At 61.4% G+C, this 20,679-nt stretch carries 20 protein-coding genes; 4 read left to right on the top strand and 16 right to left on the bottom strand.

Going from position 1 to position 20,679, the window contains the following annotated elements:
• The 4 genes from phnD to phnE (MK313_RS10495) all read left to right on the top strand — a co-directional run.
• On the top strand, window positions 1–508 hold a 508-nt coding region (gene phnD, locus MK313_RS10510; protein WP_287781423.1), incomplete at its 5' end, for a phosphate/phosphite/phosphonate ABC transporter substrate-binding protein.
• Window positions 509–587: 79 nt separating this feature from the next.
• Window positions 588–1,409, top strand: coding sequence for a phosphonate ABC transporter ATP-binding protein (gene phnC, locus MK313_RS10505; RefSeq protein ID WP_008945526.1), 822 nt, complete (start codon window positions 588–590; stop codon window positions 1,407–1,409).
• Window positions 1,406–2,227 carry a phosphonate ABC transporter, permease protein PhnE gene (phnE, locus tag MK313_RS10500; RefSeq protein WP_121218798.1) on the top strand — a complete coding sequence of 274 codons (822 nt, stop codon included), beginning with the start codon at window positions 1,406–1,408 and terminating at the stop codon, window positions 2,225–2,227. The genes phnC and phnE (MK313_RS10500) overlap by 4 nt, the downstream gene beginning before the upstream one ends.
• A 1-nt stretch (window position 2,228) precedes the next feature.
• A complete protein-coding gene (phnE, locus tag MK313_RS10495; RefSeq protein WP_121218796.1) occupies window positions 2,229–3,044 on the top strand; it encodes a phosphonate ABC transporter, permease protein PhnE in 816 nt (271 codons plus the stop codon).
• An 80-nt stretch (window positions 3,045–3,124) separates the two neighbouring features.
• Here phnE (MK313_RS10495) and MK313_RS10490 read toward each other — a convergent pair whose 3' ends face one another.
• The 16 genes from MK313_RS10490 to MK313_RS10415 form a co-directional block, all read right to left on the bottom strand.
• On the bottom strand, window positions 3,125–4,558 hold the full coding sequence (locus MK313_RS10490) for an NAD-dependent succinate-semialdehyde dehydrogenase (RefSeq protein WP_287781420.1): 1,434 nt from the start codon (window positions 4,556–4,558) through the stop codon (window positions 3,125–3,127).
• Between the two features lie 209 nt (window positions 4,559–4,767).
• Window positions 4,768–5,592, bottom strand: a complete 825-nt coding sequence (locus MK313_RS10485; protein WP_287781418.1) for a hypothetical protein — start codon at window positions 5,590–5,592, stop codon at window positions 4,768–4,770.
• A gap of 13 nt (window positions 5,593–5,605) precedes the next feature.
• Window positions 5,606–6,352, bottom strand: a complete 747-nt coding sequence (locus MK313_RS10480; RefSeq protein WP_287781417.1) for an SDR family NAD(P)-dependent oxidoreductase — start codon at window positions 6,350–6,352, stop codon at window positions 5,606–5,608.
• Between the two features lie 28 nt (window positions 6,353–6,380).
• A complete protein-coding gene (locus MK313_RS10475; protein ID WP_220660223.1) occupies window positions 6,381–7,322 on the bottom strand; it encodes a carbohydrate ABC transporter permease in 942 nt (313 codons plus the stop codon).
• 28 nt (window positions 7,323–7,350) lie between these two features.
• Window positions 7,351–8,319 (bottom strand): carbohydrate ABC transporter permease, encoded by a 969-nt coding sequence (locus MK313_RS10470; protein WP_008945520.1) that lies wholly within the window; start codon window positions 8,317–8,319, stop codon window positions 7,351–7,353.
• 79 nt (window positions 8,320–8,398) lie between these two features.
• A complete protein-coding gene (locus tag MK313_RS10465) occupies window positions 8,399–9,718 on the bottom strand; it encodes an ABC transporter substrate-binding protein (protein WP_287781414.1) in 1,320 nt (439 codons plus the stop codon).
• Between the two features lie 80 nt (window positions 9,719–9,798).
• Window positions 9,799–10,860 carry an ABC transporter ATP-binding protein gene (locus MK313_RS10460; RefSeq protein WP_287781412.1) on the bottom strand — a complete coding sequence of 354 codons (1,062 nt, stop codon included), beginning with the start codon at window positions 10,858–10,860 and terminating at the stop codon, window positions 9,799–9,801.
• 158 nt (window positions 10,861–11,018) lie between these two features.
• Entirely contained in the window at window positions 11,019–11,996 is a 978-nt protein-coding gene (gene denD / locus MK313_RS10455) for a D-erythronate dehydrogenase (RefSeq protein ID WP_287781410.1), read from the bottom strand.
• Window positions 11,997–12,175: 179 nt separating this feature from the next.
• Window positions 12,176–13,987 (bottom strand): IlvD/Edd family dehydratase, encoded by a 1,812-nt coding sequence (locus MK313_RS10450; RefSeq protein WP_287781408.1) that lies wholly within the window; start codon window positions 13,985–13,987, stop codon window positions 12,176–12,178.
• 125 nt (window positions 13,988–14,112) lie between these two features.
• Window positions 14,113–14,658 (bottom strand): PAS domain-containing protein, encoded by a 546-nt coding sequence (locus MK313_RS10445; protein ID WP_121218784.1) that lies wholly within the window; start codon window positions 14,656–14,658, stop codon window positions 14,113–14,115.
• Window positions 14,659–14,760: 102 nt separating this feature from the next.
• Window positions 14,761–15,600, bottom strand: a complete 840-nt coding sequence (locus MK313_RS10440) for an aldo/keto reductase (RefSeq protein WP_287781405.1) — start codon at window positions 15,598–15,600, stop codon at window positions 14,761–14,763.
• A gap of 27 nt (window positions 15,601–15,627) precedes the next feature.
• Window positions 15,628–16,302: a PAS domain-containing protein gene (locus MK313_RS10435; protein ID WP_287781403.1), complete on the bottom strand. Its 675-nt coding sequence runs from the start codon at window positions 16,300–16,302 to the stop codon at window positions 15,628–15,630.
• A gap of 124 nt (window positions 16,303–16,426) precedes the next feature.
• The gene (locus tag MK313_RS10430; RefSeq protein ID WP_287781401.1) at window positions 16,427–17,392 is read right to left on the bottom strand and encodes a calcium/sodium antiporter; all 966 of its coding nucleotides are present in this window, start codon (window positions 17,390–17,392) and stop codon (window positions 16,427–16,429) included.
• 467 nt (window positions 17,393–17,859) lie between these two features.
• Window positions 17,860–18,366, bottom strand: coding sequence for a hypothetical protein (locus MK313_RS10425; protein WP_287781399.1), 507 nt, complete (start codon window positions 18,364–18,366; stop codon window positions 17,860–17,862).
• 181 nt (window positions 18,367–18,547) lie between these two features.
• Window positions 18,548–19,117 (bottom strand): GIY-YIG nuclease family protein, encoded by a 570-nt coding sequence (locus MK313_RS10420; RefSeq protein WP_287781397.1) that lies wholly within the window; start codon window positions 19,115–19,117, stop codon window positions 18,548–18,550.
• A 483-nt stretch (window positions 19,118–19,600) separates the two neighbouring features.
• On the bottom strand, window positions 19,601–20,575 hold the full coding sequence (locus MK313_RS10415) for a hypothetical protein (protein ID WP_287781395.1): 975 nt from the start codon (window positions 20,573–20,575) through the stop codon (window positions 19,601–19,603).
• Window positions 20,576–20,679: the final 104 nt, after the last annotated feature.

The raw sequence follows: 20,679 nt of genomic DNA, 5'->3' as shown, positions 1-20,679 counted from the left end.
CAGCGGCATCGAAAAGGTCGAGGATATCAAGGGCCGCACCATGGCCTTTACCTCCGAGACCTCGAACTCCGGCTTCAAGGCACCGTCCGCCCAGCAACGCGCCGAGTTCAAGATGGAGGCCGGCAAGGAGTTCAAGACCGCCTTCTCCGGCAAGCATGACAATTCGATCCTGGGCGTCGCCAACAAGGATTACGACGCTGCCGCCATCGCCAACTCGGTGATGAAGCGCATGATCGAGCGCGGCGTCATCAAGGCCGATCAGGTGAAGACGATCTACAAGTCGCAGACCTTCCCGACCACCGGTTATGGCCATGTCTACAATCTGAAGCCGGAACTGGCGGAAAAGGTGAAGCAGGCCTTCGCCACCTTCGAATGGGAAGGCTCGGACCTGAAGAAGGAGTTCGAGAAGTCCGGCGAGGCCAAGTTCATCCCGATCACCTACAAGGGTCATTGGGAAGTGGTCCGCAAGATCGATCAGGCGATGGGCGTGAGCTACGCCTGCAAGTAAGCATATCCGATCGCTGACATAAGGGAGGCGGCCTGGCGCCGCCTCCCTTTCCGATTTTTGCGGGCATAAGGGACGTCTCATGCTGAAAATCCAGGGCCTGAGCAAGCGCTACAAGACCGGCGATCATGCGCTGAAAGGCGTCTCCATCGAGGTGCCCGCCGGGCAGGTGATGGCGCTGATCGGCCCGTCCGGCGCCGGTAAATCGACGCTGATCCGCTGCGTAAACCGGCTGGTCGAGCCGACCGACGGGCACGTCTTCCTGGCCGGCGAGGAAATTACCGGCAAGGGCAGCGGGGCCTTGCGGCGCCTGCGCCGGCGCATGGGGATGATCTTCCAGGAATATGCGCTCGTGGAGCGGCTGACGGTGATGGAGAATGTGCTCTCCGGTCAGTTGGGCTATGTCGGATTCTGGCGCAGCTATTTCCGACGCTTCCCACAGGAAGCAGTGGATCAGGCCTTCCAGACGCTGGAGCGGGTAGGGCTGCTCGACCATGTGGACAAGCGCGCCGACGCCCTGTCCGGCGGCCAACGCCAGCGCGTCGGCATCGCCCGGGCGCTGCTTCAGAACCCCGACATCTTGCTGGTGGACGAACCCACCGCCAGCCTGGACCCCAAGACATCGCGCCAGATCATGCGGCTGATCTGCGAAATCTGCGCCGAGCGCGACCTCGCCGCCATCATCAACATCCACGACGTGCCGCTGGCGCAGATGTTCGCCCAGCGCATCGTGGGGCTGCGCGCCGGCGAAATCGTGTATGACGGGCCGCCGGAAGGGCTGACCGATGCCGTGCTGACGGAAATCTATGGCGAGGAGGACTGGACACTCGCCAACCAGCGCGACTCCGAGGATGAGGACAGCGAGCAGCGCCTCGATGAAGAACGCCTGGCGGGGGCGGTATGAGCCTCGCCTCCCCCTCTGGCGCCGCCGCTGCCGGCCGGGTCTGGCGCCGGCCGCCGCTGATCGCCAATCCGCTGTTGCGCTGGAGCCTGATTATCGGGTCGCTGGCCTATCTCGTACTGGCCGTCGGCAGTGTCGAGGTGAACTGGCTGCGCATCTATGAAGGGCTGGACCGCGGCTGGGCCTTCATCAAGGGCTTCCTGGCCCCCGATTTCACCAGCCGCTGGGGTGACATCGTCGATGGCATGGTGGAAAGCCTGACGATGACCGTCACCTCCACGGCGGCCGGCATCCTGCTGTCCGTACCCATCGGCATCGGCGCGGCGCGCAATGTCGCCCCGCGCTGGATCTATTACGCCTGCCGGTCGATCATCGCCGTGTCGCGCAGCTTCCAGGAAGTCATCATCGCCATCGTGCTGGTGGCGCTGGTTGGCTTCGGGCCGCTGGCCGGCTTCATCACCCTGTCCTTCGCCACCATCGGCTTCCTGTCGAAGCTGCTGGCCGAGGATATCGAGGATATCGACCCGGCCCCGGCCGAGGCCATCCGCGCCACCGGCGGCAGCTGGTTCCAGTGGCTGAATTACGGCATCCAGCCGCAGGTCATGCCGCGGCTGATCGGCCTGTGCCTGTATCGGCTGGACATCAATTTCCGGGAATCGGCAGTGATCGGCATCGTCGGCGCCGGCGGTATCGGTGCGACGCTGAACACGGCCATTGATCGCTACGAATTCGATTCGGCTGCCGCCGTGCTGATCCTCATCATCGCGATTGTCATGGCCGCCGAATATTCCTCCAGCTATATCCGCAAGTGGATTCAGTGACATGCCGGTGACGGAACGGAACGGCAAGCCGGAATGGGCGCTGCGCACGACGCCGCAACAGCTGGCCATCTGGGCCGGCTGGCTGGCCGGTGTGGCGCTGTTCGTCTATTGCTGGGAACTGATGACCCAGACCACCATCTGGGCCTTCTTCTGGGATGCGCCGCGCCAGGCCGGTGACCTGTTTGGCCGCATGGTGCCGCCACGCTGGAGCTATATGGATCAGCTCTGGTGGCCGCTGTGGGACACGCTGAACATCGCCACGCTGGGCACGCTTGCGGGCATCGTCATGGCCGTGCCGGTAGCTTTCATGGCGGCGCGCAACACCACGCCCAGCGCCACCTTCCTGCGGCCGCTGGCGCTGCTGATCATCGTGTCGTCGCGGTCGATCAACTCGCTGATCTGGGCACTGCTGCTGGTTTCCATCATCGGGCCGGGCATCCTGGCCGGCATCATCGCCATCGCGCTACGCTCCATCGGCTTCGTCGGCAAGCTGCTCTATGAAGCCATCGAGGAGATCGACGAGAAGCAGGTGGAGGCGATCCGCGCCACCGGGGCATCCCGCGCGCAGGTGCTGACCTATGGCGTGGTGCCGCAGATCATGCCCGCCTTCGCCGGCATCTCGGTGTTCCGCTGGGACATCAACATCCGCGAATCGACGGTGCTGGGGCTGGTCGGCGCCGGCGGCATCGGATTGCAGCTGCAATCCTCGCTGAACGTGCTGGCCTGGCCACAGGTGACGCTGATCTTCATCGTCATCCTCGGCACGGTGGTGTTGAGCGAATATGTCTCCGCCAGGGTGCGCCACGCGATCATCTAGCCCTGATCCGCAGCGGAACGAAAAAGGCCGCCACCCGCGAGGGTGACGGCCTTCTTTCTTGCCGTTACGGCAGGACTGGCTTACAGGCCAGCTTGCGTGACGAACTTGGTGTTCAGGTACGCCTCGATGGCTTCCGAGCCGCCCTCGCTGCCATAGCCGCTGTCCTTGATGCCGCCGAACGGCACTTCCGGCAGGGCCAGGCCATGATGGTTGATCGACACCATGCCGCTCTCGACCGCCGCGCCGATGGCGTTCGCGGTCTTGGCGGAGTTGGTGTAGGCATAGGCCGCCAGGCCGTAGGGCAGGCGGTTGGCTTCCTTCACCACCTCGTCGAAGCTGCTGAACGGCATGATCGGGGCGACCGGGCCGAACGGCTCCTCATGCAGGATGCGGGCATCGTCCGGCACGTCGGTCAGCACTGTCGGCTCGAAGAAATAGCCCTTGTTGCCGATGCGCTTGCCGCCGGTCTTCACCGTGGCACCCTTGGAGACGGCGTCGGCGACGAAGCCTTCCATGGCGGTCACGCGGCGGCCATTGGCCAGCGGGCCCATCTCCACGCCATCCTCCAGGCCGTTGCCGACCTTGGTGTTCTTGGCGATGGTGGTGAAGGCATCGACGAATTTGCCGTACAGCGATTCATGCACCAGGAAGCGGGTGGGGGAGACGCAGACCTGCCCGCCATTGCGGAACTTGTTCACGCCCAGGATCTTCACCGCGGTGTCGAGGTCGGCATCCTCGAACACGATGGCCGGCGCATGGCCGCCCAGCTCCATGGTGACGCGCTTCATGTGCAGGCCCGCCAGGCCGGCCAGCTGCTTGCCGACGGCGGTGGAGCCGGTGAAGGTCACCTTCTTGATGATCGGGTGCGGGATCAGATATTCCGACACCTCGGACGGCACGCCATAGACCAGGTTGATGACGCCCGCCGGCACGCCAGCATCGATATAGGCGCGGATCAGCTCCATGCAGGAGGCCGGGGTCTCTTCCGGGCCCTTGATGATGATCGAGCAACCCGCCGCGATGGCGCCGGAAATCTTGCGCACCGCCTGGTTGATCGGGAAGTTCCAGGGCGTGAAGGCGGCGACGGGGCCGACCGGCTCCTTGATCACCAGCTGGTAGATGCCATCGGCGCGGGCCGGGATGACGCGGCCATAGGCGCGGCGCGCCTCCTCGGCGAACCAGTCGATGATATCGCCGCCGGCCAGGGTCTCCATCTTCGCCTGCGCGACCGGCTTGCCCTGCTCCAGGGTCATCACCTTGGCGATCTCGTCGGCGCGGCTGCGCAGGATATCGGCGGCCTTTCGCATGATCTTGTAGCGATCATAGGCCGACACTTTCTTCCACTGCTCGAAGCCCTTCTCGGCGGCGGCCAGCGCGCGGTCCAGGTCGGCCTTGTCGGCATGCGGCACGGTGCCGATCTGCTCCTCAGTTGCCGGGTTCAGGACGGGTTCGCTGCGGCCCGTGGCGCCCTTGCACCATTTGCCGTCGATATAAAGGGAAACCTCGGGATACATGGCGTCTCTCCTGTGCTTCGGATCGGTCGGACCGGGTATGTCCGGTCCGATATGTCGCTCTTGCGGGCGGATGTTAGTAGCCCTGACAGGCGAAGCCAAGGGTCAAGGCAGACGCATGGCTGCGGGGCGCTCATTATTGTTTGCGGAATCGGCTAAATTTTAGACGTTCTTACCTTTTTATTACAAAATAATATTGATTTAGCCCCAGATCATTCAAATGAAATTGTGGTTGTTACACCTATTCGTTCAATAAAATTATATTGCTCTTTTAGGCGAACGTGATCGTAAGGTGCTGGTATTTTTTCAATTACTCTTTCTAGATATTTTTCAGGATTTTTCTTTAGTTTCTCTACATTATTATCTTTTATAAATATTTGACATACGCCAACTCTATATTTTTCAGAATATGATTCTATTTCTTCAGGAATTGGTTCATCTTCTTCTTTTATGCGATAACAAAACCATGATCGGTTACAGAATCTTTTGTGGGATATAGCCTGAAAAATATCTTGTTTCCAGTTATTTTCTCTAATTTTAACTTCACATGATACGAGTTCAATTTGTACTGAACCAAAAACTTCAATCCTTTCTATCCCGATTATATCAGGATTTCCCCACTTTCCACCGGATTTCATCTTTGATTTATCCTTGGATATATATCCTTTTGTTTGAAGCCATATCTCAATGAGTTCATATAAATCTATTTCTTTAAAAGTAAATTGACCTCTTGTAGTTTTTATTTTTTCTTCTTCATCAATTTTATCATGTGTTGCCTCTGGTTTTTGATACCAGTAACCTCCCCTTCTTTTGTTGCTAGTTACATATGAATCTGGATCATTATTTGCGGCGTGACTGATGTATTGGGCAATTGTCGAATTAGATATATTGATTTTAATTTTATTTTCACTTATTAATTTTTGAATATGGTAAAGAATTTCGAAGTATTTTTTCGAACTTGATTTATCTATTGCTTTATTTTCTTTGAGGAATTTTTCAGATTCATTCTTTACAATTAGATACGCATCACTTGGCATTTTTTCCCCCTTCTCAATAAGTCGCCCGCCCGCCGGACAGGTCGAAGACCGCGCCGGTGGTGAAGGAATTTTCGGCCGAGGCCAGCCAGGCGACCATGGAGGCGATCTCCTCCACCTGCACGAAGCGGCCGCGCGGGATCTTCTGCAGCATGTAGTCGATATGGGTCTGGGTCATCTGGTCGAAGATGCGCGTCTTCGCGGCAGCGGGCGTGATGCAGTTCACGGCGATGTCGTGGCTGGCCAGTTCCTTGCCCAGCGATTTGGTCAGCGCGATGACGCCGGCCTTCGCCGCCGAATAGGCGCCGGCATTGGGGTTGCCCTCCTTGCCGGCGATGGAGGCAGTATTCACGATGCGGCCATAGCCGCGGGCGACCATGCCGGGCACCACGGCCTTGCAGCAATGGAACACGCCGTTCAGGTCGATATCGATGACCCGTTTCCACTCCTCGACCGGGTATTCGGTGACAGTGGTGTTCATGCCGGCGATCCCGGCATTGCAGACCAGGATGTCGATGCCGCCCAGCGCTTCGACGGTCTTCTTCTCCGCTGTCGCCACCGCGTCATAGTCGGTCACGTCCACCGGTACGCCGATGGTCTGGCCCGACAGTTCTTCCAGCGCCTTCCTGGTGACGCCCGCATCGGCATCCCAGACCGCCACCGAGGCGCCTGAGAGCAGCAGGCGCTTCGTGATCGCAAGGCCGATGCCCTGCGCGCCGCCGGTGACCACGGCCCGGCGGCCCTTCAGATCGATCTGGTTCATGGGAAAGCTTCCTCCGCTGTCGCTGTTCTTATTCCTTAACGGCACCTGTCATCGAGGAGACGTAATGCTCCACGAAGAAGGAATACAGAATGGCGACAGGAAGCGATCCGAGCAAGGCGCCCGCCATCAGCGAGCCCCAGTGATAGACATCGCCTTCCACCAGTTCCGTCACCACGCCGACCGGCACCGTCTTGTTCTCCGAGGAGGAGATGAAGGTCAGGGCGTAGATGAACTCGTTCCAGGACAGGGTGAAGGCGAAGATGCCGGCCGAGATCAGCCCCGGGACGGACAGCGGCAGGATGATCCGGACCAGGATCTGCAGGCGTGAGGCGCCGTCGATCAGCGCGCATTCCTCCAGCTCGTAGGGGATGGAGCGGAAATAGCCCATCAGCAGCCAGGTGCAGAACGGAATCAGGAAGGTCGGGTATGTCAGGATCAGCGCCCAGTTGGTGTCGAACAGCCCGTAGGAGAACACCATCGTGGCCAGCGGGATGAACAGGATCGAGGGCGGCACCAGATAGGCGAGGAAGATCGCCAGCCCGACGACACGCGCGCCGGAGAAGCGCAGCCGCTCGATGGCATAGGCGGCGCACACCGCGCAGAACAGTGACAGGAAGGTCGCCACGGTGGAGACCAGCATGGTGTTCCACAGCCAGACCGGGTAGCTGGTGTCGAAGAACAGCTTCTCGACATTGGCCAGCGTGGCGTTCACCACCCAGAACGGGCTGAAATCGTGGAAATTGTACAGCTCCTCGTTCGATTTGAAGGTGGTGATCGCCATCCAGTAGAACGGGAACAGCAGCACGAACAGGAAGATCAGCAGCGGGATATAGACCGTCACCACCCGGCGCGGGATGGAGGAGAGATAGGTCATCCCCTCATTTGGTGCCGGCCCCCTGGAGCGTCCGCCCTCACGGGCCTCGATGTCGGTGCCGGCATGGTCGGCCTGGCGGTTTGTCACGGTGCTCATGATATGGCCCTCAATCCCCTTGCCGCCCTCAATCCTTGCCACCCTGCTGCCAGCGCCGGCGCTGCAGGCCGAAATAGCTGAACAGGATGGCCGCCAGCAGGAACGGGATCATGGCGACCGCGATGGCTGCACCCTCGCCAAGCTGGCCACCGGGGATGGCGCGCTGGAAGCCCAGCGTGGCCATCAGGTGAGTCGCGTTCAGCGGCCCGCCACGGGTCAGCACATAGATCAGCTGAAAGTCGGTGAAGGTGAACAGCACGGAGAAGGTCATCACCACCGCGATGATCGGCGTCAGCATCGGAAAGGTGACGAAGCGGAAGCGCTGCCAGCTGTTGGCGCCATCAATGGTGGCCGCTTCGTACAGCGATTGCGGAATGGTCTGCAGGCCTGCCAGCAGGGTGATGGCGACGAAGGGGATGCCGCGCCAGGTGTTGGCGGCAATCACGCTGGCCCGGGCATTGTCCGGGTCGCCCAGGAAATTGATGTATTCGTCGATCAGCCCCATCCGCTGCAGTGACCAGGAAATCACCGAGAACTGCGCGTCATAAATCCACCAGAAGGCGATGGCTGACAGCACGGTCGGCACGATCCAGGGCAGCAGCACGATGGCGCGCAGGAAGGCCTTGAAGGGCAGATGCTCGTTGATGATGAGCGCCAGCCATAGCCCCAGCACGAATTTCAGGATGCTGGCGACCAGCGTGTAGAGGAAGGTGTTGTACACCGACAGCCAGAATACCGGGTCGTCGGCCAGCAGCTCGAAATTCTCCAGCCCGATGAAATAGCCGCGCCGCCCGATGGTGGTGTCGGTCATCGACAGGTAGATGCCCAGGATCAGCGGCCAGGCGAGGAACAGCAGCAGGATCGCGGCGGCCGGTAGCATGAACCAGATCGCCAGGAAGTTGCGGTTGTTCATCAGCCGCGCGGTCAGCGGCACGTGAAAGTCCTCGGCCTTGGCGAAGCGGTTGTGGCGCGCTCCGGCGGGTGTCTCGGCGACCATGCGGACTCCGTTCGTTGGGGCAGGCAGCGTGCGGCAGGAGCGGCGCTATCCTGAAGGACAGCGCCGCCCCCGTCACGCATCAGACGCGGTAGTAGCGCTCGGCGCGCTTGGCCGCGCGTTCGGCCGCCTGTTTCGGCGTCTGGTTGCCCGCACAGACCTCGGCGAACATGTTGACGATGATGTAGTCCGCCATCGCCGCCGCCGAGGCATAGCCCAGATCGCCGGCAAAGCCGTTCCACTGCATGTTCTTCACGCAGTCACGGTAGGGCGTGTGCTTCGGGTCGGAGGTCCAGATCGGGTTCGATGCATAGGCCGCCAGCGGATGGGTGATGTAGCCGATGGCCGCCTGCTGCCAGGGCTCGTACTGCTCCTTCTCCCACATGAAGCGCAGATATTCCTTCGCCGCATTCGGGTATTTGGAGTGCTTGAACAGCATCGCCTGGGTGAACAGGTGCAACTCGGTCGGCTTGCCCACCGGGCCGATCGGCATGTTCACATGCTCGATGTCGGCGGCCACGGCCTTCATCGCGTCTTCCTTGGACGTCTTGGCGGCGTAATAGACCGAGATGCCGTTGTTGGTGGCACCGATTTCGCCGGCCAGGAAGGCCTTGTTGTTGTTCGAGTCCAGCCAGGACAGCGTGCCGGGGATGAAGGTCTCGTACAGCTCCTTCACATATTCCAGGGCTGCGACCGTCTCCGCGCGGTTCAGCACGACCTCGTTATTCTCGTTCACCATCTTGCCGCCGAAGCCCCACAGGATGGTGTGCACCCAGCCATTGCCGTCACCGACCGCATTGCCCAGTGCCATGCCCATCGGGTGGCCCTTGGCCTTCAGCGCCTTGGCGCATTTCAGCACTTCGCGGTAATCCTGCGGGAACTTCTCGAACCCGGCTTCCTGGACCCAGCTCTTGCGGTACACCATGCACGCACCCGCAGCGCCCAGCGGCAGGCCGATCCAGCGCCCGTCCTTCTTGCCATAGCGTTCGGCAACCGGATACCAGCCGCCATATTTCTTGCCGAGATACTCGGCGACGTCGCTGACATCGACCAGCTTGTCGGGATACTGGTGCGGGTCGTCGAACCAGCCGACGATGATGTCCGGGCCGGAGCCGACATTGGCCGCCACCGCCGCCTTGGGGCGCACATCTTCCCAGCTTTCATTGTCGATGCGCACCTCGACACCGGTCTTCTCGGTGAATTTCTTGGTGTTGGCGACCCACTGCTCCTCGTCACCGGCGACGAAACGGCGCCAGCGCAGCACGCGCAGGGTCGCCCCGGCCTCCGGCTTGAAGCTCATATCCTGGGCGGCGGCACCGCCGGGCCCGACCAGCCCAGCACCCGCCACGCCAACAGCAACGCCGGCGCTGCTCTTCAACAGATCGCGTCTGGTAAAACTCATTGCCCATTCCTCCCTTGTTTGCCGGTCCGGCTTTCCGCCGGCCGTTTCGGCCCTTGTCCGGGCCAGCGGCGAACCGTCCGTCAGAGGCGGTTGCCGGTCTCCGCGTCGAACAGGTGCGTGTGGCCCGGCTGCGGCGCGACCTTGATCCGCTCGCCCGGCCGGAAGGCATGGCGCTCCCGGAACACGGCGATGATCTCGGTGCCGCCCATGTCGGCCACCACCTGAATTTCGGACCCTGTCGGCTCGATCACCGTCACCGTCGCCTCGGCGCCATCATCGGCCAGCACCAGATGCTCCGGGCGGATGCCATAGACGACAGGGCGGCCATGCGCGGCGGCGGGGGCATTGTCGAGCGGCAGGCGGATGCCGCCATCGCTGACGAAGGAAAGCTTGCCATTCGCCTCAATGCGGCCGCGCAGCATGTTCATGGCGGGTGAGCCGATGAAGCCGGCGACGAACAGATTGTCCGGCCGGTCATACAGGCCCAGCGGATCGCCGATCTGCTCGACGATGCCATCATGCATGACGACGATCTTGTCGGCCATGGTCATGGCCTCGATCTGGTCGTGCGTGACATAGACGGTGGTGGAGGTGAGGCGCTGGTGCAGCGCCTTGATCTCGGTCCGCATGGCAACGCGCAGCTTGGCATCCAGGTTGGACAGCGGTTCGTCGAACAGGAAGACCTGCGGGTCGCGCACGATGGCGCGGCCCATGGCGACGCGCTGGCGCTGGCCGCCGGACAACTGGCGCGGATAGCGGTCCAGCAGGTTGGTCAGGCCCAGAATCTCCGCCGCGACCTTCACCCGGCTGTCGAACTCCTCCCTCGGTGCGCCGCGCAGCTTCAGCGAGAAGCCCATATTCTCGCCGACCGTCATGTGCGGGTAGAGGGCATAGTTCTGGAACACCATGGCGATGTCCCGTTCCTTCGGCGGCACATGGTTCACCACACGTTCGCCGATCAGGATTTCGCCGCCGGAAATGCCCTCCAGCCCGGCGATCATCCGCAGCAATGTGGATTTGCCGCACCCCGAGGGGCCGACGAGGATGACGAACTCCCCATCCTCTATGTCAATGGAAACACCATGAAGCACTTCGACCGGGCCGAAGGCCTTTCGCACGTCCCGAATCTGCACGGACGCCATGCTTTCCCTCCCATCACCTGCATCAAGGCAGGCTTTGTTTTATTAGGGAAAACCATAGAAGGCGTTTCTAATTCGCGCAAGGGGATTAGGTGTGTGTGCGGAGCTGATTCCTTTTCAGGTTGAATAAGACAAACCGTATGAGACCTTGGCCGTTCTTCTCAAACCTTTCCGCCCAGTTCGTCCTCGATATGGATGCGGACGATCTCCTCGAAGCTGCTTTCGGCCTTGAAGCCCAGCGCCAGGGCGCGCTTCGCGTCGAACTTGTGCGGCCAGCCGGCAACGATGGTCTGGATCACCGGGTCGGGTTCGCGGCGGATCAGCTTCACCGCCTTCTCGCCGGCAACCGCCCGCAACGCCGATATCTGCTCGCCGACCGTGGCGGAGAGGCCGGGCATGGTCAGGTTGCGGCGCGGGCCGACCTTGTCGCCATCGATGGTCGCGGCATGCATCAGGAAGCCGACGGCCGCGCGCGGGCTGGCGTGCCAGTGGCGCACCTCCTCGGAAACCGGCAGCACCGCCTCCTTGCCGGCCAGCGGCTCGCGGATGATGTTGGAGAAGAAGCCCGACGCTGCCTTGTTCGGCGTACCCGGCCGCACGCAGATGGTGGGCAGGCGGATGCCGATGCCGTCCACGAAACCCTTGCGGGTGAAATCCGCCAGCAGCAGCTCGCCGATGGCCTTCTGCGTGCCGTAGCTGGTCAGCGGCGCGGTCAGGAACTCGTCGCCGATCGCCTCGGGGAAGGGGGCGCCGAACACGGCGATAGAGGAGGTGAAGACCAGACGCGGCCGGTACTCGGTGCCGCCGGTGCGGCGGATCGACTCCAGCAGGTAGCGCGTGCCATCCAGGTTGATGCGGTAGCCCTTCTCGAAATCCGCCTCGGCCTCGCCGGAGACGATGGCGGCGAGATGGAAGATCACGTCCGGCCGGCTGGCAATCAGGCGTGCGGCGGCGGTCGGCTGCGACAGGTCCGCCGGCTCCACCTCCACCGTGAAGGCGGCGACGGGCTTTTCGGGGGCTGACACATCCACCAGATGCAGATGGCTGATGGCACTGCCGCCAAGATTGCCGTCCGCGATCAGCCGCTGCGTCAGCTTGCGGCCGATCATGCCGCCCGCCCCGATAATCAGAATCCGCATGAAGTCTCTCTCCCTGATTTGTTTTTTTGTCCCTCTCCCCTTGCGGGAGAGGGATGCCGAGGTTTGGCGACGTAGGAGCCTAGACTCGGCTGGGTGAGGGGTGACCGCTCTGACCGTGCCGTACTCCTCACCCGCTCGCTCGCGCTCGCACCCTCTCCCGCAAGGGGAGAGGGTTTGGATCAATGATTATCCCGGGCCACGCCCTTGGTCTGGGCGACGCGCTGGTACTTCACCGCCGGCTTCAGCACCATGCCCTCGTCGAACTGGGCGACCATGGAGCGCTGGATTTCCTGCCAGGGCGTCTGGTGGTCGGGGAACGGGAAGCCGCCCTTCGCCACAAGGTCGGCCCTGCGTTTCTCATACTCGTCGCTGGAAATCAGGATATCGGCGGTGCGCTTGTTCAGGTCGATGCGCACCCGGTCACCGGTCTGCAGGATGGCGAGCCCGCCATTCAGGGCGGCCTCCGGTGCGGCGTTCAGGATCGAGGGCGAGCCCGAGGTGCCGGACTGCCGGCCATCGCCGATGCAAGGCAGCGCCAGGATGCCCTGTTTGATGAGGGCGGCCGGCGGCTGCATGTTCACCACCTCCGCCCCGCCGGGATAGCCGATGGGGCCGGTGCCGCGCACGAACAGCAGGCAGGTTTCATCGATGTTCAGCGATGCATCGTCGATGCGGTGGTGATAATCCTCCGGCCCTTCGAACACGATGGCGCGACCCTCGAAGGCATTGGGGTCCTTCGGGTTGGAGAGGTAGCGCTTGCGGAAATCATCGGAGATCACGCTGGTCTTCATGATCGCTGAATCGAACAAATTGCCGCGCAGATGCAGGAAGCCGGCCTTGTCCACCATCGGCGTGTCATAGGACAGGATGACATCATCCCCCTCGCGCTCGCGGCCCCGGCAGTTCTCGCCGATGGGTTTGCCGTTGGCGGTGACGGCATTCTCGCGGATATTGCCGTGCTTCATCAGCTCGTTCACCACGGCGGGGATGCCACCGGCACGGTGGAATTCCTCGCCCAGATACTTGCCGGCGGGCTGCAAATTCACGATCAGCGGAATGTCGTAGCCGATCTTCTCCCAGTCGTCGTTGGTCAGCTCCACGCCGATATGCCGGGCAATCGCGTTGATGTGGATCGGCGCGTTGGTCGAACCGCCGATGGCGGAGTTCACCACGATGGCGTTCTCGAACGCCTCGCGCGTCAGGATGTCCGACGGTTTCAGATCCTCCCACACCATCTCCACGGCGCGCAGCCCGGTCTCGTAGGCGATCTGCCCGCGCTCGCGGTAGGGGGCGGGAATTGCGGCACAGCCGGGCAGGGACATGCCCAGCGCCTCGGCCAGCCCGTTCATCGTCGAGGCCGTGCCCATCGTGTTGCAATGGCCGACCGACGGGGCGGAGGAGGAGACGATATCCATGAACTCCGCATAGTCGATCTCGCCCGCCGCATGGCGTTCGCGCGCCTTCCAGACGATGGTGCCGCTGCCGGTGCGCTCGCCCTTCCACCAACCGTTCAGCATCGGCCCGCCGGACAGCACGATGGCCGGAATGTTCACCGTGGCGGCGGCCATGATGCAGGCCGGTGTGGTCTTGTCGCAGCCGGTGGTCAGCACCACGCCATCCAGCGGATAGCCATACAACAGCTCGACAAGGCCAAGATAGGCGAGGTTGCGGTCCAGCGATGCGGTCGGGCGCTTGCCGGTCTCCTGGATCGGGTGGACCGGAAATTCGAAGGCCACACCGCCGGCGGCATTGATGCCCTCGCGGACGCGCTTGGCGAGGTCGAGGTGGTGGCGGTTGCAGGGCGACAGGTCGGAGCCGGTCTGGGCGATGCCGATGATCGGCTTGCCAGATTGCAGCTCCGCCCGCGTCAGGCCGAAATTCAGGTACCGCTCCAGATAGAGCGCCGTCATACCGGGATTGTCGGGATTATCGAACCAGAGCTGCGAGCGAAGCCGACGCGCGCCGGCCGAAGGCTGGCTGCCAGAACCCATGAAACCCTCCCAAGCGGTTACGATGGCTGATTTTTCTCAGCCTTGCCGCGCAGTATGAGGCTTCGCTGTTGGGAAATCAAACGCCGCCGGAACAAGGCTGAGCGGCGTGCCGTGAAAGGCTGGCGTCAGGCGGCGAGGCTTGGCACGCCGGCGCCGATATCGATGAAGCGGCGCTCGCGCAGGCGGCGGTGTTCGACCACCACATCCTTGCGCTGATGGGGCTTCAGCCTGCCCTCGATGTCGTTGCTCTGGAAGATCATCTGGTCGGCGCGCCCGTCGCTGCCCCGCACCGGATAGCCGATGGCCTCGTTCAGCACGATACGGCCGCTGGAGGTGACGGTTTCGATCAGGTTCCGCGTGCCGCAGGGATGGTTCAGCATGGTCTGGAAGGTCTGCACCGCCTGGGCCCGGCGTTCTTCCGGCACGAAATCCAGATAGTTCCGGCCGGTGATCTCGAAGCCATAGCGCCTGACCTCGTCCGTGCCGGCCAGGCGGAAGCGGACCATGGACGGCGATTCATATTGCAGGATGACGAAGGAGGGCAGGATCTCCTTCAGCTGCAGCAGGTCGATCTGGTCGCGGTCCGGCAGGAAATCCCGCTTCGGCAGGGACATCCAGTATGCACCGAACACCCGCGCACGCGGGTGAATGATATCGGGATTGTCGCTCATGGCCGTACCCGCTTCGGGGTGATTTATATTATTTGCCTAAATTTCCATGTTTTAGGCGCGCCAATCAATAGGAAAATCCCGATCCCGTGCAATCTGTGCGTGTCAGAGCATCTCCAGCGGTCGGGCGCTGGCGGGGGGCGGAAAGGCCCGGTCGAGAATGGCCAGGTCCTCGCTGTCCAGCCGGATGTCCAGCGCCGCCAGATTCTCCTCCACATGCGCGGTGCGCGCGGCCTTCGGGATGGCGACGATGCCCGGCTGGCGCAGCAGCCAGGACAGGGCGATCTGCGCCGGCGTGGCGCCATAGCGTTCGGCCACCTTGCCCAGCGCCGGATATTTCAGCAGCCTTCCCTGCTCGATGGGCGAATAGGCCATGACCGGCACGCCGCGCTCGCGCGACCAGGGCAGCAGGTCATATTCGATGCCGCGGCGCATCAGATTGTAGAGCACCTGGTTGGTCGCCACCTTTCCGGGGGCGAGCTTCTCAAGCTCCCGGCAATCATCCATGTCGAAATTGCTGACACCCCAGTGGCGGATCTTGCCGGCCTGCATCAGCGCCTCGAAGCCGGCCAGCGTCTCCGCCAGCGGATGCGGGCCGCGCCAGTGCAGCAGATACAGGTCGATCCGGTCGGTCCCCAGATGCTTCAGGCTGCGCTCGCAGGCGGCGATGGTGCCTTCGCGGCTGGCATTGCCGGGCAGTACCTTGCTGACCAGGAACACATCGTCACGCCGTCCCTTCATCGCCTCGCCGGTGATCTGCTCGGCACGGCCATTGGCATACATCTCCGCCGTGTCGATCAGCCGGATGCCAAGGTCGAGCCCGTGGCGCAGCGCGTCCGCCTCCTGCCCGGCGCGGCGGTCATCGTCGCCCATGCCCCAGGTGCCCAGACCCAGCACCGGCATGGGTTCGCCGCCCGGCAGGGCGATGGTGGGGATTTCCGGCATGATGGTCCTCTTGGTTTCTCTGGATTGTCAGTCGTCGGGCCGCAGCCGGCGCTGCTGTTCCTCGATCTGCTCGGCGGTCAGCAGCCGGTGGCCGATATCGACATTGCCGACCAGCAGCCGCGTGCAGCGCCCCTGATCGTCGGCGAGCGGCAGGATCAGCCGCCGCCAGGCCTCGGCAGAAGTCCAGGGCGGGGAATTATGTTCGGTGAACAGCGGCATCATCCGGCGATAGACCGCCAGATAGCCGGCCCGGTAGAGCAGGGCCGCCGGGGTGCGGGTGACGCGGTTCATCTCGGAGACCAGCCAGCCGGTCCAGTCGCGCCCGGCCTTGCTGGCGACCTTGGTGCCGTAGAGCCGGTAGCGCGCGTCGAACCCCTCGCGCTCCACATCCAGCAGCATGATGTTGCCCAGTGCCGGCACGAGGTCGATGCCATCGACCTGCGCGGCCAGTGGCACCCCGTCCTTCTGTCCCTCACCGAGGCCGCGCCAGTAATCCAGCAGGAAGGCCAGCTTTTCGTCGCTGACCGACGCCGAACCGGGCACCCAGGCGATGCGCACGACGCACTCGCTGATCGCTTGGACATCCGACGCCGGCACTTCCTCCCGCGCGGCCAGGATGGAACCGGCGGCGGCGACGATGGAATCGTCCGTCGGCTCGGTCCAGGAGCGTTCGGGCCAGGGACGTTCGGGCGGCAGGCTCATCGTCGGTCATGTCCTGTCTTGGACGGGGGGCCGGGCGGGCCTCCCATTGAACCCTCATTCTGAGGGATTGTTCGTATGGTAACGATCACGCCGGAAAAGTGGAGCCGCAAAAACGCCGGCCAGCTTACCCCATATAGCCGAGCATGCCGATATAGCCGATATAGAGCATCAGGAAGCCGCTGCCGATCACCCGGCCAACGGTGCGGGCGCGCAGCAGCACCAGGAAGGCCAGCAGCGTGATGGCCAGCATGATCGGCCCGTCGATCAGCAGGAAGCGCTCGCTGACGCCGATCGGCGCGATGGTGGCGGTGATGCCCAGGATCGCCAGCACGTTGAAGATGTTGGAGCCGACGATATTGGCCAGCACCACGTCGGAATGGCGGCGGATGGCGGCGACGATGGCGGTCGCCAGCTCCGGCAGGGAGGTGCCGACGGCAACGATGGTCAGGCCGATCACCGCCTCCGACACGCCGAAGTCGCGGGCAATCGCGGTGGCACCCTCGACCATCAGCTCCGCGCCGACCACCAGCAGCCCCAGCCCGGCCAGCGTGGCGATGATTGCAATCGGCAGCTTCAGCGGAACGTCGGAAACCTCGTCCGCCTCATGCTCGTAGGCCGACCCTTCCGCGATATCGGCGCGCGACTTGCGCTCCTTCAGGAAGGCCAGCGCCAGATGCAGCGCCAGGCCGGCCAGCAGGGCGAAGCCGATGAGGCGCGTGATCTCGCCATACCACAGCGCGGCGACCAGCGCGGTCGCGGCCAGCAGCATGACCAGCGCCTCGCGCTTTATGCCGCCATCGCTGTTGCCGAGCGGCGAGAGCAAAGCGGCGATGCCCAGGATCAGCAGGATGTTGGCGATGTTGGAGCCGACCACATTGCCCAGCGCGATATCGGGGGAGCCGGCCAGGGCCGCCTGCAGCGACACCACCAGCTCCGGTGCCGAGGTGCCGAAGCCGACGATCACCATGCCGACCACCAGCTTGGAGATGCCGAGCCGCGTGGCGATGGCGACGCTGCCGCGCACCAGCCCCTCGCCGCCCAGGAACAACAGGAGGAGGCCGGCGGCAACCATTCCGAAATCGAGAAGCATGGGGTATCAGGACCGGGTTGTGGGCGGGCGCGCGAAAACCGGCGACAGGTCGCCGGAAAAGGGCCGGGCGGGACCGCTCGGCGGCCCCTAATATTGGACCGCCGCGCCAGATCGCAACCCCGGCACCACGATTATGCGTGGATTTTCAGGGGGGAGTTATGCCCCCTCACCCGGTTCGCTATCGCTCACCACCCTCTCCCGCGAGGGGAGAGGGTTCAAAACCACCCATTCTTTCCCTCTCCCCTGGCGGGAGAGGGTTGCGGAGGCTTGGCGAGGAACGACCCTAGCCGCAGCTGGGTGAGGGGGAATATCCAGCCCGCCGCCTTATGCTTCGAGACGCCCGCATATTTACTGTCGTCACCCTCGGGCTTGACCCGAGGGTCCAGAGAGGCGGTGCCGTTCGCTGGATGGTCGGCCCCTCGGATCAAGTCCAAGGGTGGTCCGACCATGACGAAGAACAAAAACCCTCACGCCGCCGCTTCGAGGGGCGTGCGACTGATCTTGTCGGTGTTCTTGCCCTCGATGCGGATCAGCTTGGTGGGGCCGGCGCGGTAGGGCGCATGCACGTCGCCGGCGAGATAGAGATGCGCCACGCCCGGCGTCAGCCGATAGGTGCGCGTCTTCTCCACCCGGCCTGGCTTGCCGCCGGAGGGCGGGGTGACGATGCGCCAGTCGGTCATGTCGGTCTCGCCCTCGGCCTGGCCGTAGATCGCCCAGGTGGGGCCGTGATCGTGCGGGCCGGAATCCTTGGCGCCGGTATAGACATGGCGGCAGATGGCGAAGCCCAGATCGGCATCCTCGTACAGCACCTCGCGTTCCTTGGGGGCCGGCACGCCGAAGCAGGCGGTCATGAAATCCTCGTCGCGCAGGGCCTTCTCGGTCAGAAGGCGCACCTTCTCCTGACCCGCAGGACCGGGATCGGCGGTCAGCGCCGCGCGGATATCGGCCGCGAACTCATGCAGCGTATAGGACATAGGGGGCATCCTCCGGAGCGTTTCTTGGTCAGCAATCCGGACAGGTTAGGAGGCTTTCGCCCCGCCGCCAAGGGGCGAGGGGAGAGAGGGCAGACGTTCGGATGCTAAGTTTTCCCCAAAAAAAGCTGTCTGTTGATGGAATGTGTGATGCGTGTGTTCGCTCAATACTAAGAAGGGAGTTTTAATATTTATTCCATGTGGCGTTAATATTTTTACGTAAAATTGCTTCTATCGCTTTATGATTCGACGAGGAATGGAACCATAACTCTAACATTTCGCCGTCGCTCACCGTCGTATAAATCAGGTTGTTTATTCGGCAGTTAGTTTCCTGCCCGCCCTTAAAGCAATTCTTGGGCGAAATGATGCCGTATCCCGAGTTGAACCGGGCAGAAAGATTTGAGCATTCGCCAACATATTTCAGGTTATCGCCGGCCATGACAAGATATACGCCACTTTGCTTGTAGGTCTTCGGGATGGTGAATTTGCAGAATGGCCCCGAGCCGTAGCGGTTAAGCGGATCGCCGCGCACATTGGCGTATCGCGATTGCGGTAACAGAGCAGCAATTGCCCCGTCCAATGATCGCGCCGGCTGAATGTCGGCGACGAATGAAAATTCGAACCCTTCGACGTTCATTGTTACGGCTGGTGTATTTTTTCGGTAAGAAAGAACACGCCATGTAGTGTCGTAACGACCATCGAAGCGAACGCGAACGTCAATGGGATACCGACTAAGGCTTTGAATACGAACCATGGCCAAGTCATGCCAGTGCTGCAAACAATATATTCTTGCAAAGCTTCAATAGAGCCTGACAACGCATTAATAGTGACTAGAGAAAAGCATAGGCCGAACGATAGGATGACAAGATAGGAAAACAAGTATGACAGGAACAACCGCCGCGTTAGCTTGACCGTCGCAGTCTTTCCCGCAACGCGCATATCGACTTCTGGCGCTGGTGCCGGCATTTCGTGGTCCATAGTCGTGTTGCCGAACGTAGCGACCGCCGCAAGACCAGCGAAGTAGAAACCGGGCAGCGTCGAAACGAGCGTCAATAGGTTGGACGCCAACCCTTTGTCACCGATTAGCGCGGGTTTCACCGGCAAAATCAAATAGATACCTATCGCTATCACTGTAAGTGTTAGCGGAAGCCATCTCGTATAGGTTTGCATTTCTCCGTGCGAAATACGGCGATAAGCGAAACCTCGGCTAAGTTCATATATTAGCTGTTTCAGCACCTTAGATTGTCCGATGGGCCAAAAATTGTGGTACGGCCAAGTCGTGCAAATGCGGAACAATCTGCATAGCAGATTGCGCCAAAAATGGATATATATTGTTTAATTCAAACGATAAAACATACATTTCTGTTAATGGCGCTCCTGTTGCCGCATCAATTTTAACAGTCACCGTTCGTTTTGAGTTTGGAACACGATACTTAATTTGCGCCGTATTATATGTCTGAGCGTTTTGTCGAATTGCTTGACGAAGCGAAGCCCACAAGTTTGCCGGAAGGTTATTATGATCAATGCCAAGCTTTAGTTCCGATTCCGACTTTGTGAGATACGGTGCCCCCGCTATTGGCGTTACCTGTTCGGCCTTGATTAGCGACATGCTGGAAATACGGCCGGCGTTTATATCGTTGATGAGTGTGTCAGACGGGCGGCCCCGCAATTCAACATGTGGGCAGCATCTATCTCGGCGCGGCTCGTTGTTTGCGTCTAGGCCGCCTGCCGGATGAAGGTAAGAAAAAAATGTGGCATCGTCGTGATATTCGAAGTTCAGAAACTTCGAAAGAAGGCGGCGGACTAAATCGAACGGAAGGCCAGGAACACGCTCAATGGCGCAAGTGTAGATATTCGGTTGGTTTTGCTCCGGTGCCGTTGAAATTAAGACGTGACACCCGAAATCCGAGCCAACGGTGCCAACCTTCACATGTTCGTCGAATCGACCAGCGGCAGGGTCGGAATATACGCTGTTCGGTGTGGTTGTGTCTGACATGCGGACTAACAAAGTGATGAACTGTTGGGCTGCGTCCTCGGCCATATCGCCGATCAACATCGTCGCTGTATTCGATCTAACCGGATAAGTCCGACCAGCATTCTTCATTTTCAGTAGAATGGGGACAATTTCGTTCATCGTTGGTATAGTCGCGCCTGCCTTTCGCGCCGCTAATTCCAAATCAAAAATATAAAACTGCCGTCTATTATTCTGCATTCAATGTTTCTCCAAAAAAGGCTATTTTCTAATATTGAGAATATAGAAATTAACCTTGAATGCTACGATAGCCCAGTGTGCTTTTTTTCTAGAGGTTAGTCTGC

Origin of the sequence: Oceanibaculum sp., assembly GCF_022449305.1 — a bacterium.
GTDB lineage: Bacteria > Pseudomonadota > Alphaproteobacteria > Oceanibaculales > Oceanibaculaceae > Oceanibaculum > Oceanibaculum indicum.
Note: the sequence above shows the minus strand (reverse complement) of the source record. Positions and strands in the feature narration are given on the sequence as shown.

What these genes read in the sequence shown, in the direction of transcription:
- phnC (WP_008945526.1), top strand. Translation starts at nt 588, where the DNA reads ATGCTGAAAATCCAGGGCCTGAGCAAGCGCTACAAGACCGGCGATCAT.
- phnE (WP_121218798.1), top strand. Translation starts at nt 1,406, where the DNA reads ATGAGCCTCGCCTCCCCCTCTGGCGCCGCCGCTGCCGGCCGGGTCTGG.
- phnE (WP_121218796.1), top strand. Translation starts at nt 2,229, where the DNA reads ATGCCGGTGACGGAACGGAACGGCAAGCCGGAATGGGCGCTGCGCACG.
- MK313_RS10490 (WP_287781420.1), bottom strand. Translation starts at nt 4,558, where the DNA reads ATGTATCCCGAGGTTTCCCTTTATATCGACGGCAAATGGTGCAAGGGC.
- MK313_RS10485 (WP_287781418.1), bottom strand. Translation starts at nt 5,592, where the DNA reads ATGCCAAGTGATGCGTATCTAATTGTAAAGAATGAATCTGAAAAATTC.
- MK313_RS10480 (WP_287781417.1), bottom strand. Translation starts at nt 6,352, where the DNA reads ATGAACCAGATCGATCTGAAGGGCCGCCGGGCCGTGGTCACCGGCGGC.
- MK313_RS10475 (WP_220660223.1), bottom strand. Translation starts at nt 7,322, where the DNA reads ATGAGCACCGTGACAAACCGCCAGGCCGACCATGCCGGCACCGACATC.
- MK313_RS10470 (WP_008945520.1), bottom strand. Translation starts at nt 8,319, where the DNA reads ATGGTCGCCGAGACACCCGCCGGAGCGCGCCACAACCGCTTCGCCAAG.
- MK313_RS10465 (WP_287781414.1), bottom strand. Translation starts at nt 9,718, where the DNA reads ATGAGTTTTACCAGACGCGATCTGTTGAAGAGCAGCGCCGGCGTTGCT.
- MK313_RS10460 (WP_287781412.1), bottom strand. Translation starts at nt 10,860, where the DNA reads ATGGCGTCCGTGCAGATTCGGGACGTGCGAAAGGCCTTCGGCCCGGTC.
- denD (WP_287781410.1), bottom strand. Translation starts at nt 11,996, where the DNA reads ATGCGGATTCTGATTATCGGGGCGGGCGGCATGATCGGCCGCAAGCTG.
- MK313_RS10450 (WP_287781408.1), bottom strand. Translation starts at nt 13,987, where the DNA reads ATGGGTTCTGGCAGCCAGCCTTCGGCCGGCGCGCGTCGGCTTCGCTCG.
- MK313_RS10445 (WP_121218784.1), bottom strand. Translation starts at nt 14,658, where the DNA reads ATGAGCGACAATCCCGATATCATTCACCCGCGTGCGCGGGTGTTCGGT.
- MK313_RS10440 (WP_287781405.1), bottom strand. Translation starts at nt 15,600, where the DNA reads ATGCCGGAAATCCCCACCATCGCCCTGCCGGGCGGCGAACCCATGCCG.
- MK313_RS10435 (WP_287781403.1), bottom strand. Translation starts at nt 16,302, where the DNA reads ATGAGCCTGCCGCCCGAACGTCCCTGGCCCGAACGCTCCTGGACCGAG.
- MK313_RS10430 (WP_287781401.1), bottom strand. Translation starts at nt 17,392, where the DNA reads ATGCTTCTCGATTTCGGAATGGTTGCCGCCGGCCTCCTCCTGTTGTTC.
- MK313_RS10425 (WP_287781399.1), bottom strand. Translation starts at nt 18,366, where the DNA reads ATGTCCTATACGCTGCATGAGTTCGCGGCCGATATCCGCGCGGCGCTG.
- MK313_RS10420 (WP_287781397.1), bottom strand. Translation starts at nt 19,117, where the DNA reads ATGGTTCGTATTCAAAGCCTTAGTCGGTATCCCATTGACGTTCGCGTT.
- MK313_RS10415 (WP_287781395.1), bottom strand. Translation starts at nt 20,575, where the DNA reads ATGCAGAATAATAGACGGCAGTTTTATATTTTTGATTTGGAATTAGCG.